Source organism: Candidatus Dadabacteria bacterium (assembly GCA_026705445.1).
Classification (GTDB): Bacteria; Desulfobacterota_D; UBA1144; order Nemesobacterales; family Nemesobacteraceae; genus Nemesobacter.
Map to the genome: position 1 here is coordinate 178512 of JAPPAR010000019.1, position 18274 is coordinate 196785.

The 18274-nt window shown below is 50.6% G+C and carries 18 protein-coding genes and 2 tRNA genes; 6 read left to right on the plus strand and 14 right to left on the minus strand.

The features are described 5' to 3' along the window. Positions 1 to 5 precede the first annotated feature (5 nt). The 9 genes from OXG75_04740 to OXG75_04780 all read right to left on the minus strand — a co-directional run bounded on the left by OXG75_04740 (position 6) and on the right by OXG75_04780 (position 5686). Positions 6 to 82, minus strand: a tRNA-Pro gene (locus OXG75_04740). 121 nt (positions 83 to 203) lie between these two features. Continuing rightward, a tRNA-Pro gene (locus OXG75_04745) sits at positions 204 to 279 on the minus strand. 49 nt (positions 280 to 328) lie between these two features. Then, positions 329 to 679 (minus strand): MerR family transcriptional regulator, encoded by a 351-nt coding sequence (locus OXG75_04750; protein ID MCY3625288.1) that lies wholly within the window; start codon positions 677 to 679, stop codon positions 329 to 331. Positions 680 to 735: 56 nt separating this feature from the next. Next, positions 736 to 1338, minus strand: a complete 603-nt coding sequence (locus OXG75_04755; GenBank protein MCY3625289.1) for a ribonuclease HII — start codon at positions 1336 to 1338, stop codon at positions 736 to 738. Between the two features lie 8 nt (positions 1339 to 1346). After that, a complete protein-coding gene (gene dapA / locus OXG75_04760; GenBank protein ID MCY3625290.1) occupies positions 1347 to 2222 on the minus strand; it encodes a 4-hydroxy-tetrahydrodipicolinate synthase in 876 nt (291 codons plus the stop codon). Between the two features lie 22 nt (positions 2223 to 2244). Then, on the minus strand, positions 2245 to 2772 hold the full coding sequence (locus OXG75_04765; GenBank protein MCY3625291.1) for a zinc ribbon domain-containing protein: 528 nt from the start codon (positions 2770 to 2772) through the stop codon (positions 2245 to 2247). Then, positions 2765 to 3796 carry an aspartate-semialdehyde dehydrogenase gene (locus tag OXG75_04770; GenBank protein ID MCY3625292.1) on the minus strand — a complete coding sequence of 344 codons (1032 nt, stop codon included), beginning with the start codon at positions 3794 to 3796 and terminating at the stop codon, positions 2765 to 2767. Before OXG75_04770 ends, OXG75_04765 begins: the two co-directional genes overlap by 8 nt. After that, entirely contained in the window at positions 3796 to 4248 is a 453-nt protein-coding gene (locus tag OXG75_04775; protein MCY3625293.1) for an RpiB/LacA/LacB family sugar-phosphate isomerase, read from the minus strand. The genes OXG75_04770 and OXG75_04775 overlap by 1 nt, the downstream gene beginning before the upstream one ends. A 169-nt stretch (positions 4249 to 4417) precedes the next feature. Then, complete coding sequence (locus OXG75_04780) at positions 4418 to 5686, minus strand: ATP-binding protein (GenBank protein MCY3625294.1); 1269 nt, start codon at positions 5684 to 5686, stop codon at positions 4418 to 4420. Positions 5687 to 5772: 86 nt separating this feature from the next. On the opposite strand from OXG75_04780, the gene OXG75_04785 reads away from it, so the two are divergent. The 3 genes from OXG75_04785 (at position 5773) to OXG75_04795 (ending at position 9711) form a co-directional block, all read left to right on the plus strand. Beyond that, positions 5773 to 7671 (plus strand): ABC transporter substrate-binding protein, encoded by a 1899-nt coding sequence (locus OXG75_04785; GenBank protein ID MCY3625295.1) that lies wholly within the window; start codon positions 5773 to 5775, stop codon positions 7669 to 7671. 155 nt (positions 7672 to 7826) lie between these two features. Continuing rightward, positions 7827 to 8669, plus strand: a complete 843-nt coding sequence (locus OXG75_04790) for an electron transfer flavoprotein subunit beta/FixA family protein (GenBank protein ID MCY3625296.1) — start codon at positions 7827 to 7829, stop codon at positions 8667 to 8669. Between the two features lie 58 nt (positions 8670 to 8727). Continuing rightward, complete coding sequence (locus tag OXG75_04795; protein MCY3625297.1) at positions 8728 to 9711, plus strand: electron transfer flavoprotein subunit alpha/FixB family protein; 984 nt, start codon at positions 8728 to 8730, stop codon at positions 9709 to 9711. A 9-nt stretch (positions 9712 to 9720) separates the two neighbouring features. On the opposite strand, the gene murI is transcribed toward OXG75_04795, so the two are convergent. From murI to OXG75_04820, 5 genes are all read right to left on the minus strand, one after another. Next, entirely contained in the window at positions 9721 to 10533 is an 813-nt protein-coding gene (gene murI, locus OXG75_04800; protein ID MCY3625298.1) for a glutamate racemase, read from the minus strand. Positions 10534 to 10623: 90 nt separating this feature from the next. Continuing rightward, positions 10624 to 11631 carry an acyl-CoA thioesterase gene (locus OXG75_04805; protein ID MCY3625299.1) on the minus strand — a complete coding sequence of 336 codons (1008 nt, stop codon included), beginning with the start codon at positions 11629 to 11631 and terminating at the stop codon, positions 10624 to 10626. A 46-nt stretch (positions 11632 to 11677) separates the two neighbouring features. Further along, positions 11678 to 13933 carry an ATP-dependent Clp protease ATP-binding subunit ClpA gene (gene clpA / locus OXG75_04810; protein MCY3625300.1) on the minus strand — a complete coding sequence of 752 codons (2256 nt, stop codon included), beginning with the start codon at positions 13931 to 13933 and terminating at the stop codon, positions 11678 to 11680. A gap of 1 nt (position 13934) precedes the next feature. Further along, positions 13935 to 14270, minus strand: coding sequence for an ATP-dependent Clp protease adaptor ClpS (locus OXG75_04815; GenBank protein MCY3625301.1), 336 nt, complete (start codon positions 14268 to 14270; stop codon positions 13935 to 13937). Positions 14271 to 14280: 10 nt separating this feature from the next. Beyond that, positions 14281 to 15474, minus strand: a complete 1194-nt coding sequence (locus OXG75_04820) for a GNAT family N-acetyltransferase (GenBank protein ID MCY3625302.1) — start codon at positions 15472 to 15474, stop codon at positions 14281 to 14283. Between the two features lie 120 nt (positions 15475 to 15594). Here OXG75_04820 and OXG75_04825 point away from each other — a divergent pair, with 120 nt between their 5' ends. The 3 genes from OXG75_04825 to OXG75_04835 are packed head-to-tail and all read left to right on the plus strand — an operon-like array spanning position 15595 to position 18229. After that, the gene (locus tag OXG75_04825) at positions 15595 to 15891 is read left to right on the plus strand and encodes a type II toxin-antitoxin system prevent-host-death family antitoxin (protein ID MCY3625303.1); all 297 of its coding nucleotides are present in this window, start codon (positions 15595 to 15597) and stop codon (positions 15889 to 15891) included. Continuing rightward, positions 15888 to 16283, plus strand: coding sequence for a type II toxin-antitoxin system VapC family toxin (locus tag OXG75_04830; GenBank protein ID MCY3625304.1), 396 nt, complete (start codon positions 15888 to 15890; stop codon positions 16281 to 16283). The genes OXG75_04825 and OXG75_04830 overlap by 4 nt, the downstream gene beginning before the upstream one ends. A gap of 59 nt (positions 16284 to 16342) precedes the next feature. After that, the gene (locus OXG75_04835; protein MCY3625305.1) at positions 16343 to 18229 is read left to right on the plus strand and encodes an ABC-F family ATP-binding cassette domain-containing protein; all 1887 of its coding nucleotides are present in this window, start codon (positions 16343 to 16345) and stop codon (positions 18227 to 18229) included. The last annotated feature ends 45 nt before the right edge of the window (positions 18230 to 18274 follow it).

The window sequence follows — 18274 nt, forward strand, 5'->3', positions numbered from 1 at the left end:
GGGAATGGTCGGGGTGACCGGATTTGAACCGGTGACCCCCGGCTCCCGAAGCCGGTGCGCTACCAAGCTGCGCTACACCCCGAATAAAAAGTTCCGGCTAGATTTTAACCCATCAGGGATTTCACGCAACAGCCCTACCGGTATGCGGAGAAAGTCGCATGGACAGTGGAACTTGCTTTGGAATCTGGCTTGCGGATTCAAAATGGTCGGGGTGACCGGACTTGAACCGGTGACCCCCGGTCCCCCAGACCGGTGCGCTACCAACTGCGCCACACCCCGTGTTGAACAGAAAGCGGATCAGAGGCGAACAGGACGCGAAGTGGCCCGTTCAGAGATCCTTCCTCAGGGATTTTAACTCATTTAGAATTTCCCGCAACAGCATTTTGTCCGAATAGAGGGTGGATATGCTTCCGCTTCCGCTCTTCTCGTCCCTGAGCCTTTTCTGAACCCCCGCTATGGTGAACTTCTGGTCGTGAAGCAGGTGCTTTATCTTGTGGAAGAGGTGGATTGTATCCTTGTCATAAAGTCTCTGGGACTTCCTTCTGATAGGCTTTACCTCTTTGAACTCGGTTTCCCAGTATCTGAGAACATAGGGTTTTACTCCTATGATCTCGCTTACTTCCCCTATCTTGAAATAAAGCTTGTCCGGCAGAGACAACTCTGAAAGCATCCCAGTCATATCTATATTATCGTTTCAATGCCGGGAAAAAGTCAAGATATAATTATGTCAATCAGTTATAAGACACCTTTAAAGGATTTTCTATGTATCGGGCAGGGTCCCAGGTTCCTCAGCGCGCCGAAGTGCTCTTTTGTTGGATAACCCTTGTGGCGGGAGAATCCGTATCCGGGATACTCCCTTTCAATCTCGGTCATGATGCGGTCCCTTGTAACTTTCGCGACGATTGAAGCGGCCGCTATAGAGGCGCACTTTGAGTCACCCTTTATTATCGCTTTTTGCCGGATAGGGAGAGAAGTCTTCGAGTTGCCATCTATGAGAAGGAAGTCCGGTTTTCTCCCCAGGGACAGAACGGCTTTTTCCATTGCCAAAAGCGCCGCCCGCAGGATGTTTATGCGGTCGATCTCCGCAGCCTCGGTTATCCCGACCGAGTACGCGATGGCCTTTTCCCGGATCTGTTCGAAAAGTTCATTACGCCTTTTTTCAGAAAGTGTCTTGGAATCCCTGAGTCCGTGAACAGGGCGGTTCTCATCAAGTATTACGGCACCTGCAACGACCGGCCCCGCCAGACACCCTCTCCCGGCTTCGTCGACTCCCGCCACGATTCTCCCGGATTCCTGGATTCCATCTTCAGTGTGTAAAAGGCAGTCAGATTCAGACAATTTCCGTTTTACGTGAGTCCGTAGCTCTCAAGTTCCCTTTTCAGTCTCTCGAGATTTCCCCCCGAAAGCTCGTAAAGAGGTGCCCTTATCTCGGGGCTTATTTTGCCCATCACGGCAAGAGCGGCCTTTACGGGTATCGGGTTTGATTCGACGAACAGAACCCTGCTGAGCGGCAGAAGGCGGTAGTGAAGCTCTTTAGCCCTATCAATTTCTCCTCTTGCAAAGCAGTTGTACATTTCCGATACGTCCACGGGAGCTATGTTTGCCGTCACGCTTATGAAACCCCTGCCCCCGACCGTTAAAAGCGGGTAGTTAACCGCGTCATCTCCCGAGAGAAGGATCAGGTCCTCTCCGCAGAGAAAAATGATTCTGCTTGCGTGCTCAAGCGATCCAGAGGCTTCCTTGATGCCGATTATGTTTTCGCAGTCGCAAAAGAGCCGCTCCACAGTTTCCGGTTCTATGTTTACGACCGTGCGTCCGGGCACATTGTAAAGTATAAGGGGAACAGACGTTTTGTCGGCAATGGTGCGAAAATGCCGATAGATGCCTTCCTGGGTTGGCTTGTTGTAGTAGGGGGTTACCACCAGCGCCGCATCCGCACCGGCTTTCTCCGCGAACTTAGTGAGGCGCAGGGCTTCCTCTGTACTGTTTGATCCGGTGCCAGCGACCACGGGGACCCTTCCCCTTGCTGTCTCCACCGTGAATTTTATTACCTCTTCGTGTTCCGCGTGAGACAGGGTAGGGGATTCTCCTGTGGTTCCGACCGGAACTATACCGTGAGTTCCGCTCTCTATGTGGAACTCTATTAACTCTTCGAGCCGTCCGTAGTCAACTGCGCCGTCATCAAACGGCGTTACTATCGCTACTATAGAACCGTGTACCACAATTTTTCTCCGTTCCGAAAAGCTATAACTTAACTTTTTTGCCGCAGGAAGAACAGAAGACGCTCGCGGCAGGAATCCTTACTCCGCAGTGCATGCAGAAAAAAGTCTCTCCGGTTCCGGTGGAGAGTGAAATGGCTTCGGTTATCACCTCTTCAAATTTCTCCGAAAGTTCCTCAAACTCCTTTCTGTACTGCTGGTGAAACATTATTACGTCTTCGGCGTCGACTGTCTTTATTTCAAGCTTAAGCCCCTTGCTCCTTGTGGAACCGAACTTGTGATGCGTTATGGTATCAAGCTCTATTTCCCTTAGAACGTTTACTCTGGAACTGTTTTTAAGTATCAGAATCCTTTTTTTCGTAAGCACAAGTATGCTTCTGAAAAAAGCGTTTCTGTCTATCCATGTCTTGGGCTTGTAAGTACAGCTCAGGGTCTGGACCGTGATAAGCACGGAATCGTCTTCCCCGAGCAGCTCCCTGAGTTCATCGGAGTCGATCCTCGGCGGCGCGAGGAAAAAATCCGAAAGCTTTTTTAAAATACCTCTCTCAGGCATGGTTTCTGACCAGAAGCTCCGCTATCTGCACCGCGTTAAGAGCTGCACCTTTCCTTAACTGGTCTCCGCTCACCCACAGGGAAAGGCCGTTTCTGACCGTGTAGTCCTCCCTGATTCTTCCGACGAAGCAGTCATCTTTCCCGGAACTTTCAACCGGCATCGGGTAGTCGGAATTCTCCGGGTCGTCAGCGAGCGAGACCCCTGGAAAATTCCTGACGGCCTCCCTTGCATCCTCCGCGGTCACCTTTCTTTCTGTTTCAAGGTTAAGTGAAACCGAGTGGGACCGGAAGACGGGAACCCGCACCGTCGTCGCCGTGAGCACTATTGAGTCATCCTCAAGTATCTTGCGCGTTTCATTGTGAAGCTTCATTTCTTCCTTTGTGTAGCCGCTTTCCGTAAAGGAGTCTATGTGCGGGATCACGTTAAAGGCTATCTGGTGGGGAAACGTGTTTGTTTCCTTCGGGAGCTCTCCGCTTTCGGACCAGTTTCGCATCTGGCTTTCAAGCTCCGCTATCCCACCGGCTCCCGCTCCTGAGACTGCCTGAAAACTCGTCGCCACCACCCTCTTTATTCTTGATACGTTGTAAATGGGTGCAAGAGCCATAAGGGCTACCGCAGTCGTGCAGTTGGGGTTGGCAACTATTCCCTTTTTTTCGTGAAGCGCGGCGGCTTGGGGATTTATCTCGGGTATTACCAGGGGAATCTCGGGGTCCATACGAAACGCCGAACTGTTGTCGATAACCACCGCTCCGCTTGAGACGGCGCAGTCCGCGTAATTTCTGCTTCTTTCTGAGCCCGCGGAAAAAAGGGCTATGTCCATGCCACGAAAGGAGTCCTCGCCCAGTACAGAAACGGTTATCTCCCTTCCACAGAAACTGTATTTTCTCCCTCGGGAACGCTCGGAAGCGATAAGGCGCAGTTCTCCCACGGGGAAACTTCTTTCCTCGAGTATTCGCATCATCTCCTGTCCCACGGCACCAGTGGCTCCCGCTATCGCCACATTGTATTTTTGCTTTCTTTCCATCAGTCCGTCCGGTTGTGGTACTTCGATTCGATCCCGGCCACTTTTTCTATGTTTTCCTTCTCCGAGGGGTCGGGTTTGCTGCTGAACCAGGCGTCGAGGATTTCCCTGGCTACGTCAGGGGATACCAGACGCAGGCTCATGGCAAGTACATTCGCGTCATTCCACATGCGTGCCCCGGCGGCTGTCTTTGAGTCCGTGCACAGAGCCGCCCTTATTCCCGGGACCTTGTTCGCGGCAATGCTTACCCCCGTTCCCGTCGAGCAGAACAGTATTCCCTGGTCGCACTCTTCCCCGGAGACAGCCTCGGCTACCTGCTCTGCAACTTCCGTCCATTCCACGTTCTTATCCGCAAGCGGTCCGAAGAGTTCAACTTGCATGTCTCTTTTGCGAAGCTCCTCTATTACCTCGTCGGTCAGAGCATTCTTTTCATCACTTCCAACGGCGATTTTCATCTTCGAAATCTCCTTTCTTTCGAAATCATTTAAAAAACAAAAAGCCGGAAATTAAATGATCCGAAAAGCCACAGAAAAAGCAATGCCTAAAATATATGCAATTCCCAATATATTGTACGCAAAACAAGCAGAAGAAGAAAAAATCCGCAGAGAGAATAATCCGTAAACTTTAAAGCCAGTCCCTTGCGGGGACCGACAAAAATTCTTCAACAGGAATTCCTCCCTCGCCGATCAATAGACAGCTTTTGGGTTTAAACCGCTTCTCAAACTCCTTCAGTCCGCTTATATTTGCCTTTCGCACCCCGCTTTTGACTTCAAAAGCGACGATCTTAGGACCGCGTTTAAGAACAAAATCCACCTCATAGTTTTTGTCTCTCCAGTAATAAACGCTGATATTGTCCTGTATTCCGGTGTTAAAGAGGTGGGCGCCTACGGCACTCTCGACAAGCCGTCCCCAGAAACTTCGGTCCGCCCTTGCTTCCTCAAATGTGTATTCGGAACAAGCGGACATAAGCGCCGTATTCAGCACGTTAAGTTTTGGACTTGACGCTCTGCTGCGCAAGCTGGCGCCTGAGTACTTCTCAAGACCGGTAATAAGACCGGCTTTTGAAAGTAGGTCCAGATAATGGGCCAAGGTAGTTGTATTTCCGGCATCTTTCAGCTGACCGAGCATCTTGTTGTATGAGAGTATCTGTCCTGAATACTGGGCACTCAGTTCAAACAGTCTTTTCAGTAATGCCGGTTTGTCTACACGGCGCAACGAAAGAATGTCTCGCTCGATATTAGGTTCAACCAAGGCGCCGGAAACATACCGCTGCCAGTCTTCTTGCCTGTGAACCAGCGGCGCGACGCCGGGGTAGCCTCCGAAATAGATGTAACTCTGAAGATCGAAGTCAAACCCGGAGGACATTTCCGTAAACGACCAGTGAGTTAGGCGGATGGGGAAAAAACGTCCGGCAAGGCTTTCTGTCAGACCAGTCTGCATAATAAGTGGCGCAGAACCCAGGAGAACAACACGCAGAGGGCAATCATTGCGCCTGTCCGCGTCCCATAAACCCTTAACCGTTTCGGACCAGTTTGGTATTTTCTGAATTTCATCAAGCACTAAAATAAATCCTTGCCCCGAACGCCAGGTTTCTCTCCTGGCCTGTTCCCATTTCCTTATAAGCCACGTTGAGTCTTTTTCCTCGCTGATAATACTGTCTTTGTCAGATATAGTGGTAGACTCTCGGTTCGTATCGGGTGACAGATGGGATGGGGGCAAGTTCGGCTCGCCTACAAGCAGATACAGACTGCGTATCTCTACTTGATCCAGTGCTTGCAGGATAAGGGTGGTTTTACCTGACTGGCGAGGTCCGGTGATAATTGTGATGAATTTTGGCTCTTGGTTGAGATGTCTGATAACATCTGATATTATTGGGCGTATATAGACTTTCATGGGCATTTGCTTCATTGAGAATTTTTACTCAATAGAGTAGTCATCTTTAAAAAAAGATCAAATTTTTAAACAAGCAGATGACAGAAATGTCGTACCGGCAAAATTCACAGCGTTATACTGGCACTGACAGTTTTTCATGTCGTGAACCCGGAAAGGGATGTGAGTCCTGCTCACAAAGGCAATGGCGGCAGGCATTCAGCCGGTTTGGTGTTCTTGTTGTCCTTGCGGCTTTTGCCTTACTGTCGCTACTTGCCTGTCTTGATGACAGCGATAGTCCGAGCATCACCGACCAGCTCAGAAAAAATGCCGAGGCGTTTGAGTACTCAATCGGGAAAATCGGCGAAACCCTTACCCTTGCCACTGTATCAGAGCCTAGTACGCTGAACCCGGCCCTTGCAAAGGATGCAGCTTCATCTGACGTTCTGGGATATCTTTTTGAGGGTCTCACCGAAGTTTCCTGGCTGACCGATCAGGTAGAACCGGCACTGGCAGAGTCCTGGACGCGTTCGCAGGACGGTCTTGTGTGGGTATTCTCTTTGCGAAATGATGTCGTGTGGCACGACGGTACGCCTTTTACCGCCCACGACGTGGAATTCACATTCAACCGCATTATCTATAACGACGAGATAGACTCAGCTGACCAGGAGGAGTTTAATTTCCGGTTTCTGGATGAAGATACGGGAACCTGGGCGGAGGAACCCATGACCGTTACTGCTCTTAATGACTATACGGTTCTTTGCGTTCTGCCTGTGCCCTTTGCGACGTTCCTTCGCTCAATGGAAACCAACATCTATCCGAAGCACATACTTGAATCTCATGTCGAAGCCGGCACTTTCGCGACGGTGTGGAATATAGACACAGACCCTGCCGAGGTCATCGGCACCGGTCCCTTTACAATAGAGCGCTATGTCCCCAAGCAACGAGTGGTACTGCGCCGCAACCCTAACTACTGGCTCAGGGACGGGGAGGGCAGCCGCCTGCCGTACCTGGAGAGAGTTGTTCACATTATTGTCCCCGATTTTGATACAGAGCTTGCAAGATTCAAGGCAGGGGATGCGGATATTCACACCGTCAAGGGCGGGGAATTTGCGGAACTCGAATCTCTGCAGACGCAGGGCAATTTCAAGATTCACAGGCGAGGCCCTGGTTTCGGTTCGACCTTTCTTACCTTTAACATGAATCCCGGCAGAAACCCGGATACTATGGCCCCCTATGTGGCGGGGGAGAAACTTGCCTGGTTTCAGAACGTGGAGTTCCGCCGGGCTGTTGTCCACAGTGTGGACAAAGACAGGATTATCCGGGATGTGCAGCACGGGCTTGGCTACCCCCAGTGGTCTTCGATAAGTCCCGCGGCTGGGGATTTTCATAATCCCGAAGTCCGACGGTATGAGTACGACATCGCGGAAGCCAACCGTATTCTCGATGGTCTCGGCTGGATGGATACAGACGGGGACGGGGTCAGGGAAGACTCGATGGGTAACTCGATTATTTTCTCGCTTGTGACTAACAAGAACAACAGCGTACGTGTAGAGATCGGCATGATAATTCAGGAAGGTTTGAGAGATATAGGAGTCAAGGCTGATTACAGGCTGCTTGAGTTCGGGGATGTTGTTTCCCGACTGACAAGCTCCTATGATTGGGAAGCTGTGATTATCGGTCTTACCGGGGAACCTGACCCGCATGACGGCATTTCCTCATGGCACAGCAGCGGAGGCTTTCACCTGTGGTATCCTGAACAGCCTGAGCCTGCAACGCAGTGGGAGGCTGAAATAGATGATATTTACGTAAGGGCAAGCCAGGAACTTGATCACAGCAGGCGCGTTGAGCTTTACCACCGCGCCCAGCAAATAGCGGCCGAGAACGTGCCTTTTATATATACGACCTACTCGGAACGGATAAGTGCGGTCCGAAATGTCTTCGGCAACACAACACCCACTTTGTACGGACTCTGGGACATCCGCTATCTCTACCGGACCGATCTGTAGCGGGGACTCCGGGTTTGCGGATGAGCGTTCTCTATTCTTGACACCAACTCCCTAGTATTTATAATGATACGCCTAGCGAGGAGTGAGCTTTTCCGCTCCTTTTTTTTTAGATTTTCATCTCTATTTAAATCAGTCCAGCATGGAGGTAGTATCAGGTGAAGATAGTGGTTTTTATAACACAGACGCAGGACACCGAAGCGAGAATAAAAGTCGGTTCCTCTGGCGATTCCATAGACACAGAAGGCATGAAATGGATCATGAATCCTTACGATGAATTCGCCGTTGAGGAAGCCATCAGGACCAAAGAGACATACGGGGGCGAAGTTGTTCTGATCACGGCGGGCCCGCAGCGCGCCTCGCAGGCGTTGCTCCAAGGGCTTGCAATGGGTTCTGATTCCGCGGTGCATATTTTAGATGAAGCTCTCGGGGAGACCGTTGATTCCCTTGTCCTCTCAAAACTGGTCGCGTCGGAACTTGGAAAGATCGAGGGAGTGGACCTGATTTTCACGGGGATGAAGATCATTGACGAGGAGTCAGTTCAGGTGGGCATACAGGTAGCCGAGGAACTGGGAATTGCGCACCTTGCGCTTGTAAGCAAAGTGATTGACGTGAAGCCGGATGAGAAAAAGCTTGTCTGCCAGAAGGAGATTGATGGCGGAAGCGTTTCCGTCGAGGTTTCTCTCCCGGCCCTTATAACCTGTCCAGACGCTATGAACGAGCCTCGTTACGCTTCCGTTCCCAATATAATGAAGGCGAAGAGAAAACCGATGAAAACAGTTTCCCTGGACGATGTGGATTTCGGTTCCCTCGGCATCAGCAGGGATGCCGTGGGCAAATCCGGGGCGAAGATAAAAACAGTGAATCTTGAGGTTCCCGAAGTGGAGAGAAAGCTTAGAGTCATAAAGGGAAGTGACGAGACCACTGTCAAGGGAGACGAGATTGCCGAGTCCGCGAGGGAGCTTGTTAAGCTTTTGAGAGATGACGCGAAGGTCATATGATCCGGGATATCCGGTATTGCTTTATCACAAGAAAGTATCGCTAGGAGGCTTGAGTTAAATGAGCAGTGAAATCTGGGTTGTTGCTGATATAAAGGCTGACGGACAGATAAGAAAGGTGACGTTTGAGGTTCTCTCCGAGGCCAGAAGAAAACTTGGAGGTTCTGTCTGCGCGGTGTTGCTTGGAAGCGGCGTTGCGGACAAGGCTTCTGAGCTTGCAGGCTACGGAGCGGAGAAAATCTACGTGGTAGACAATCCAAACCTCAGGGATTTTAATCCCGACGGTTACGTGAAAGCCCTTTGCGAACTTATAAGGAAGCACTCTCCCGCGGTTGTGCTCTCAGGCAACACGGCTTTTGCAGAGGATTACATGCCCGCGGTAGCTTCAGGCGTGAGTTCGGGGCTTGCCATGGACTGCGTGGATATAGGAATGACCGACGACGGAAGGCTCAGGATAAAAAGGTATTCACACTCAAGCAGAGCGATATCCACCCAGGAGTTTGCTGGCGACGGAAGCGCCATGATCGCCACAATAAGGCCCAATTCCTTTAAGGAGGAAGAGTCGGCCGGCGCGGGTCAGGTAGTTAACGAGGATGCGGGGATTACGGATGCCGACATAAGGATTAAGGTGATTGAAATGAAAACCAAGGAATCCGACCGGCCTGAGCTTACCGAGGCGGAAAGAGTGGTCTCCGGCGGCAGAGGCCTTGGGAGTGAGGAGAATTTCAATCACATATACGATCTCGCGGATCTGCTTGGCGCGGCCGCCGGGGCGACAAGAGCCGCGGTCGACGCGGGATACTGTCCATATGACATGCAGGTCGGCCAGACTGGAAAGGCGGTATCTCCAGTGCTTTACGTTGCGGTCGCCATATCCGGTTCGGTACAGCATTTCTCCGGCATGGGTTCATCAAAGGTCATAGTCTCCATAAACAAGGATCCGGAAGCCCCGATTTTCGCGAAATCCGATTATGGAATCTGCGGAGACCTTTTCCAGGTCCTTCCCCCTCTTACGGAGGAACTCAAAAAAGCCTTGTCCGAGTAACGAAACTCGTCACACTATATCGACGACTTCCGTTTTTTCCATGGGTCTGCCGAGGAACCTGGATGCGATTGAGGTAAAGGTTTCCGAATCATCGGTAAGGTAAAACGACATCTCCCGCGCCTTGCCATCTTCTCTTAGCAACCCTTGGGACCTTAGTATGTTTTCGGTCTGCTTTGCGGTTTCTTCAGCTGAGTCGACAAGACTTATCCCTTTGCCCATAACCCCGGCGATCGTGTTTTTAAGAATAGGGTAGTGCGTGCAGCCTAGTATCAGCACGTCTATTCCGGATTCCCTGAGATCTCCAAGATACTTCTCGGCTATAAGGACGGCGGTTTCATCATTTTCCCATCCTTCTTCCGCAAGCGGGACGAAAAGCGGGCAGGGTTTTGAGTGTATCTCTATTGAAGAGGAGCAGATTTCCCGCAGTTTTTTCTCGTAGGAGCCGCTTTTTATAGTCGCTTGGGTGCCTACCACCCCTATTTTCCCGTTAACAGTGAGTTCTGAGGCTCTTTTCGCTCCCGGTTCCACTACTCCCACAACGGGAATTTCGAGATTTTCTTTCAGCATCTCTATCGCGTAGGCAGACGCGGTATTACACGCCACGACCAGGAGTTTTATGTTTTTTGACAAAAGGAAATTAGTGGTGCTCTCAACGTATTTTCTTACGGTTCTTTGGGATTTCGTTCCATAAGGGACTCTGGCCGTGTCGCCGAGATATACGATATTCTCCTCGTAAAGAAGGCTCATTATCTCCTTTGAGACCGTAAGCCCTCCTATTCCCGAGTCAAAAATCCCTATTGGCCTGTTTTTTCTCTCTTCCATAATTCTGCCGTCCTGGCTGCGTGCTTACTCCGGGGTTGGGAAAACACGGATTTTAAATTCCGCCGGAGAAGGCAATCAACTTTTTTTCTTTTATCTTGAGCTTACTTTTTTGTATTCGTTCAGGTAATCATCGGCAAGACTCTTGGCTCTCTCCACCCTCGCTCTTCTCCTTGCCTTTCTTTTTTCTGCTTCCTTCCAGAGCCGGATTTCGTAGGGAGTTTCAGGGGTGAACTCGGGGACCGGGACGGGGTTTCCGGCTTCGTCGACTTTCACGTAGGTGAGAAACGCCGTGCATGCGTGGGATGATTCCCCGGTCTGGGTATCGTACGAATCAACCTTAATCGCCAGTTCGAGCGACCTCGTTCCCACATGGGTGATGCCCGCCTTGAATTCGATCAGATTCCCGACATTAAGCGGCGAGTAGAAGAAAAGGTCGTCAAGGGATCCCGTAACCAGAACACCTTTGGTAAACCTTTTCGCCAAAATGGCGGCGCTCTCGTCAATGTACTTCATAAGCTTCCCTACGGACATAAATTTCCCGTAGAAGGCGTCTTCCGGGAGCACCATCTTGGTGGTATTGAAAATGAGCCTTGAGCTTTCCGTCTCATCCGCTACGTTGGAGACGTTTCTTTGCCTTCTTTTTATCTCTGGAAGTCTTTGAGCCTTCCTTTCCTCTGCCCGGGCTATAAGCTCCCGTTCAACCGTGCTGGACGCGCTTAGTTCTGCTTCTATTTTTCTCGGTCCTACATTTTCGTCCACGGCGACGAAGGCCATATAGGAGAGGGTTATAAGCTTTTTTTCATCGGTCTCCCCGTCTTCTGAGTGCACGCGTACCGCGACTTCAATGGATGAGGTTCCCACATACTCAACCCAGCTTTCAAGAACTACTATTTCCCCGATCTTTACGGGGTTAAGAAAATCTATGCTGTCTGTGGCCCCCAGAACCGCTGGCCCGTTTGCGAACTTAAAGGACGTGATGCTGCCGGTGAGCATAATCCAGTCCATGAGTATTCCGCCGTGCAGGGTCCCGTGGTTGTTCGAGTGTTCGGGAAGCACGTACTGGACCATTTTGTTAGCAGTTTCGCGTATGGAGATCATGGGTTTTCTGGCCGCTCTCCGCCGCGGCGTGCGCTCCGGGAGAAGTTCAGTCGGTTTCCGCCCGAAGAACTATCTGTTCATCTTCAAGGGAGAGAATCGCCTTGCCGCCGCCTGAGAGTTCGCCGAAGAGGATTTCCTTTGAAAGCTTCTCCGCCACCTCGGAGTTTATTACTCTTTGCACGGGTCTTGCGCCGAGCTGGGGATCGTAGCCCTTGCGGGCGAGAAAAAGCCTTGCTTCCGGCGTAAGACTGATCGTTACTTTTTTCGGGATGAGCCTCTGCTGAAGCTCTCCGATCATCTTGTCGACTATTCTCTCCACTATCTTTATATCAAGAGGGTTAAACCTGATGATTTCATTCAGCCTGTTTCTAAATTCCGGAGAGAAGTACCTGTCTATGGCTTCCGGGCTTTTGTCCTCAAACTCTTTTTTCGCGAACCCGACGTTCCTGTTCATGCTTTCCCTCGAACCGGTGTTCGTCGTCAGAATCAGAATTACCTGTCGGAAGTCCACCTTCCTTCCGTTTGAATCCGTGAGCGTCGCGTGATCCATCACCTGAAGCAGTATGTTGTATATGTCTTCGTGCGCCTTCTCGATCTCATCGAGCAGAAGTACGCAGTGAGGAGATTTGTATATGGCTTCGGTAAGCTGTCCTCCCTGGTCATAGCCGACGTATCCGGGCGGCGAGCCTATGAGGCGGGAGACGGTGTGTTTTTCCATATATTCGCTCATGTCGAAACGTATGAATTCAACCCCGAGGATCTCTGCGAGCTTTTTCGCAAGCTCCGTTTTGCCGACCCCAGTAGGTCCTGAGAACATGAAGGACCCCACGGGCTTTTCCGGCTCGCTTATGCCGGCTCGCGACATCTGTATGGCGTTTACGAGCTTGTCTATGGCTTCGTCCTGGGCGTAGATGAATTCTTTTAGGTTGTCCCCGAGGTCGTGGAGGAGGTTGCGATCCTCGACTTTTACCGATTTGGTTGGTATTTTCGCGATTTTCGCGACCAGCTTTTCCATGTCGGACACTTTTACCTGTCTCGTTATCTCGGGATCAGGGTTGCGGAGCTTCACGGCGGCTCCGGCCTCGTCCATGATGTCGATCGCCTTGTCCGGAAGCTTTCTGTCCATTATGTACCTGTCAGAGAGTTCTATGCACGCCCTTATCGCTCCCCGGGAGTATTTCACGTTGTGGTACTTTTCGTAATGGCGCTTAAGTCCGAACAGGATTTTTCCGCAATCCTCAACCGACGGCTCATCCACGGCTACTCTCTGGAATCTTCTAGAAAGCGCGTGGTCTTTCTCGAAGATGATCCTGTATTCCTTAAGCGTTGTTGTCCCTATGCACTTTATGTCTCCTCCGGCGAGGGCGGGCTTTAGCATGTTAGACGCGTCGAGGCTTCCTCCGGAAACCGCTCCGGCTCCTATGACCGTGTGGATTTCGTCTATGAAAAGCACGTTGTCCGGGTCCCTCTTGGTTTCGTCTATGACGGCGTTAAGCCTTTCCTCGAAGTCTCCCCTGTATTTCGTTCCGGCCGTAAGGGTTCCTATGTTGAGAAGGTGTATCTTGAGGCTTTTCATCGCTTCGGGGACTTCCCCGGAAACCACGCGGTGAGCCACTCCTTCAACGATCGCCGTTTTTCCTACCCCCGCGTCCCCGACAAGTACGGGGTTGTTTTTCTTTCTCTTGCCGAGAATGTGGATTATCCTCTGGACCTCTTTCTCTCTTCCTATGAGGGGGTCGATGCTCCCGTTCCGGGCTTTTTCGATCAGGTCCGTGCAGTAAAGCTCAAGAGGGTTCTTGGTCTCGGCCTTTTTTGTTTCCTTCTGCTGTTCCTTGGTGGTTGCGGGTTTTTCCTGATGTTCCTCGGTCCCCTCGCCTTTTCCGTGGGATACCTGCTTTATAACGGCAAACCGGGTAAGCCCCTGGCGATTCAGGAAGTACACGGCGTGCGATTCGGGAACCCTGAACATGGCGACCAGTATGTTAGCCCCGGTTATTTCTTTTTTTTCCGCGCTTTCGGCGTGCATTGAAGCCACCCTGAAGATGTACTTGCTTCCTTCGGAGTAGGTCGGTTCGGGAAGATGGGGGGAGTCGATCGAGGATACGTTTTTAGTGAGGTGCTCCTCAAGATCGTTTGCGAGAAGCCCGGTGTCGACATCGCATTCTATCAGCACTTCCACGGCGACTTTGTCCCTTGTGAGTTCAAGGAGTATATGCTCCGGGGTGATGAACTCGTGCTTGCGGTCTTTTGCCTGCTGATAGGCTCGGTAGAGGGTTTTTTCGAGTTCTTCTGATGCTACCATGTCATCTCTCCGCCTTTTGGACTTCAAGTATGCATTTCAGCGGATGCTCGTATTTTTCCGCCAGGTCTTTTACCTGTCTTATCTTCGTGGTAGCTATGTCGTAGGTATAGCAGTCGACGACGCTTTTCCCCTTGGTGTGAGCTTCGAGCATTATGTTTCTGCTGTCGTTTTCATTTTTGAAGAACACCTTCATGAGAACCCAGACTACGAAGTCCCTCGGGGTGTAGTCGTCGTTTAGCAGGACTATCATATACATATCCGGCCTTTTTACCCGGATATCCTCCCTGACGACCTGCTGGGGGTCCCTAGTATGAGTCGGATTCTCGCGCTCAGACATGCGCAATATTTTATACGATTTTTTCCGGTTTGCCACCGCGGGCCCGCTTAAGCGGAGAGTGTTTGTTGTACTCTGAGATAAGCGAGCGCATGTAGGGTCTTTCTTCCCGAAGGAAGTTATCTATGGATCTCTGCGCCCCGGGGTTGAAAAACAGGTGGGAACTGTAAACCGGTACCGCTTCAAAACCGCGGAGGAACTTGTGTTCGCCCTGAGCGCCGGCCTCGAAGACATTTATTCCGTTATCTATGGCAAACTCTATCGGTCTGTAGTAACAGCACTCAAAATGAAGGTACGGAATCTCTATATTGCATCCCCAGTACCTGCCGTAGAGCTTGTCGCCTTTTGTGAAGTTGATTGTGCCGCCGACCGGATGGCCGTCTATCTTGGCGATCACAAGCACTGTTTTCTCCCTGTAGGTCTCGAACACCGAGTCGAAAAACTCCCTGTTAAGGTAAGCGTTTCCCCATTTCCTAGAGTTGGTGCTCACATAGAATTCCCAGATGGAGTCTATGTGCTCCGGGTGTATCTGCTCTTTTTCAAGAACCGAAATCTCAACTCCCAGATCGCCCAGGCGACGGCGTTCCTTTTTTATCTGCTTTCTTTTTCCCGAGCGCAGGTCCCCGAGAAAGTCATCGAAACAGAGATAACCCGAGTTATGCCAGTGGTACTGGTGGGTGAGTCTTGAGAGAAACCCGCAGCCAGAGAGCAGTTCCTGTTCCTGCGCTGTTACGAACAGAAAATGTATTGAAGAAAGGCTCTTAAGAGAACATACTTCAACTAGTTTCTTTACAAGTTCCAGTGCGCATGTTCCGTAATCGTAATCTTTGCGAACGATTATTCTCGGGCCGGTTGTCGGGGTAAACGGCACTCCTGCGACCGCCTTGGGGTAGTATCTAAGCCCTGCATTCTGGTAGGCCCGGGCCCACTCCCAGTCGAATATGTACTCGCCGTAGGAATCGGTTTTCAGGTAGAAGGTAACCGCCCCGATGAGCTTTTTCCCTTCGCGAAGCAGAAGATGGCGGGGTTCCCATCCGGTGCCGGGACCCACGCATCCGGATTTCTCGAGAGCGAAAAGAAAATCAAACTCGAAAAAGGGGTTGTTATCGGGCTGGATGGAGTCGTATTCTTTTTTTTCGACTTCCGTTATCGAACTGCATATCTGGAATGCGGTTTGTTTTCTGGATAGCTTTTTTTGTGTTCCCATTGGCGAATGAGTGAAACCTCAGGCTGTCTCAGTCTTTAACTAAAAGTACATAATTAACTCTATACTCAATAACTGTTTGCTAATATCATTCAGGTAATTCTATTACTTGACTTCGGAAGTATGGACTATATAATAGACCACATACAGGAGAATGTAATGAAAAAAATAGCCATTAATGAAGCGAAAGCAAAATTATCTGCCTTGGTAAAGGCAGCTCTGGATGGTGAGCAAGTGGTTTTGACAAAACATGGCAGGCCCGTGGCCGAAATAAAACCTCTTACTAACACAAAAACCCCCGCTGAGAAGCTAGCTGCTCTGGAAAAAATACTGATAGAAGCCAGAAGCGAGCGTATAAGCGGTGTTTCTGCGGCAGAAGCCGATAACTTTCTGTACGATGATAACGGATTGCCTTCATGATAGTTGTTGACACGTCCGCGATCATGGCTTTTCTGCTTGAAGAAGATCTATCGCCTGCCATCAAGGCTTGTCTGTCTGGGAATGAACTCTGTATGTCTGCGGGTACATACTCGGAGCTTTTAATTGTTTCATCTGCGCGAGGACTTCTGCATAGGGTCAATAAACTGATATCCGAAATGGAAATTGAAATCGTTATGTTAGATGGTGCAGGTGCCCGTGCGGTGCAAAAAGCATATGCAGACTGGGGCAAGGGAAGACATCCTGCGTCGTTGAACTTTGGAGACTGCTTTGCATATGCCCTGGCAAAGGAAAAAAGTGTCCCTCTTCTCTTTGCGGGAAATGATTTCTCAAAAACCGATGTGGATTCAGCCTTAGAATTGAGAATTATGTAGCGTAAGATTCTCAAGCCAATTAGTTCCGGTAAACACTCTGGCTTCTCTTTTTTGTTGAAATGATCAGCCTTTCCCGCATATCTCATTCCTTCGCCGGCAAGGAACTTTTCCGGAACCTTGAGTGGAGTGTAAAGAAGGGAAGAAAATACGGTCTTGTAGGTCCGAACGGCTCGGGTAAAACCACGCTACTTGAGATCGTAATGGGGCTGATGAAACCGGAGAAAGGACAGGCTTCCGTTCCCTCCGCGCTCAGCGTGGGTTATCTGCCGCAGATAATGGACCTGGGAGCAGGCGATCTTACGGTGCTCTCAGCGGCCCGCACGAGCGATCACGACCAGGGCGAAGATGGTTCCGGAAAACCCGCACACGAAGCCGAGAAAATCCTGTTCGGACTGGGTTTTACCGGGGAGCAGCTCTCCCGGAAGGTTTCTTCTCTTTCGGGCGGCTGGAGGATGCGGGTCGAGCTTGCGAGAATACTCCTTGCAGAACCCCAGGTGCTTCTTTTCGATGAGCCTACAAACCATCTTGACATAAAAAGCATAGAGTGGCTTGAGGGGTACCTTGAAAACTACCGCGGAACCGTGGTTCTGGTATCTCACGACAAATACCTGCTTGACCGTATGGTTGATACGATAGCGGAGCTTGAAGGCGGGGTGATAAGGGAGTTTCGCGGCGGTTATTCCTCTTACCTTGAGAGAAAAGAGCAGATTGCCGCGGTCACCGAAGCGACCGCTAAGAACCGGGAGAGAAAACTCCGGGCGCAGCGTCGTTTCATAGAGCGTTTCAGGTACAAGGCTTCAAAGGCAAAACAGGTGCAGAGCAGGATAAAAATGCTTGAGAAAATGGAGCCGGAAACTGAGTCTCCACAAAACCGCAGAACCCTTGAATTTGATTTTCCCGCCCCCGAGCGGGGTGGACGCGTGGTTTACGAGATAAGCGATTTCTCGAAGGAGTATGAAGACCCGGGCGGTACGAGCAATGTAGTTTTTCGAAACTGTCCAGCTCTTCGCGTGGAAAGAGGAGACAGGATAGCCGTTACGGGGAAAAACGGCGAAGGGAAAACCACTCTATGCAAGATGATTGCCGGGGCGGAGAGTTTCTCCGGGCAAAGCCGTCTCGGTCACAACGTAGCCCTCGGCTATTACGCCCAGAATCAGGATGAGATGCTTAATCTGCAGAATACTGTCTACGAAGAGTTCATCGGAGCCTATCCTCTTTTCTCCGAGACCGAGGCAAGAACGCTTCTCGGCTCGTTTCTCTTCGGTGCTTCCGACATAACAAAGAAAGTCTCGGTTCTCTCAGGCGGGGAGAAAAGCCGCCTTTCACTTCTCAAGATTCTTGTCTCCCGTTCAAATTTTCTGGTTCTCGACGAGCCTACAAACCACCTTGACATGGCTTCAAAAGAAGTGCTTTGCCGCGCTCTTGAGGAATACTCCGGCACTTTTTTACTGATAAGCCACGACAGGTATTTCATTGACAGACTGGTAACCAGAACATGGTACGTGGAAGGGGGAGGGGTTGAGACATTTATAGGGAATTACTCGGAGTTTCTCGAGAGAAAAGCCCGCGATTCCCACGAGGCGCACACCCATTCCGAAGTGCAAAACGGCGAACCCAGGAAGAAAACCATAAAAACCCTTGAGGCGGAGCAGCGCAACAGACTCTACAGGGAGCTTCGCGAAAAAGGGATAGAGAACATGGAGAACTGGACGCTTCTTTCAAAAAAACAGATGGAAAAAGCCGTTTCGGAACTTGAAAGCAGGATATCGGAATGCGAGACTGAAAAAGAGGAGATGGAGAGGTTTCTTGCGAACCCCGAGACTTTCCCTCAAGGTACTGACTGGGAAGAAAAAACAAGGCAGCTGGGCGAACTCGAGACAAAGCTTTCTGCTCTTTACCGCAGGTGGGATGAGATAAGCGAGCATATGCGCAGGAATTTCAGTTGAGAGTAGTCCGGTTTCAGTTCCGCGGGTTTTTCTTTATAATGATGA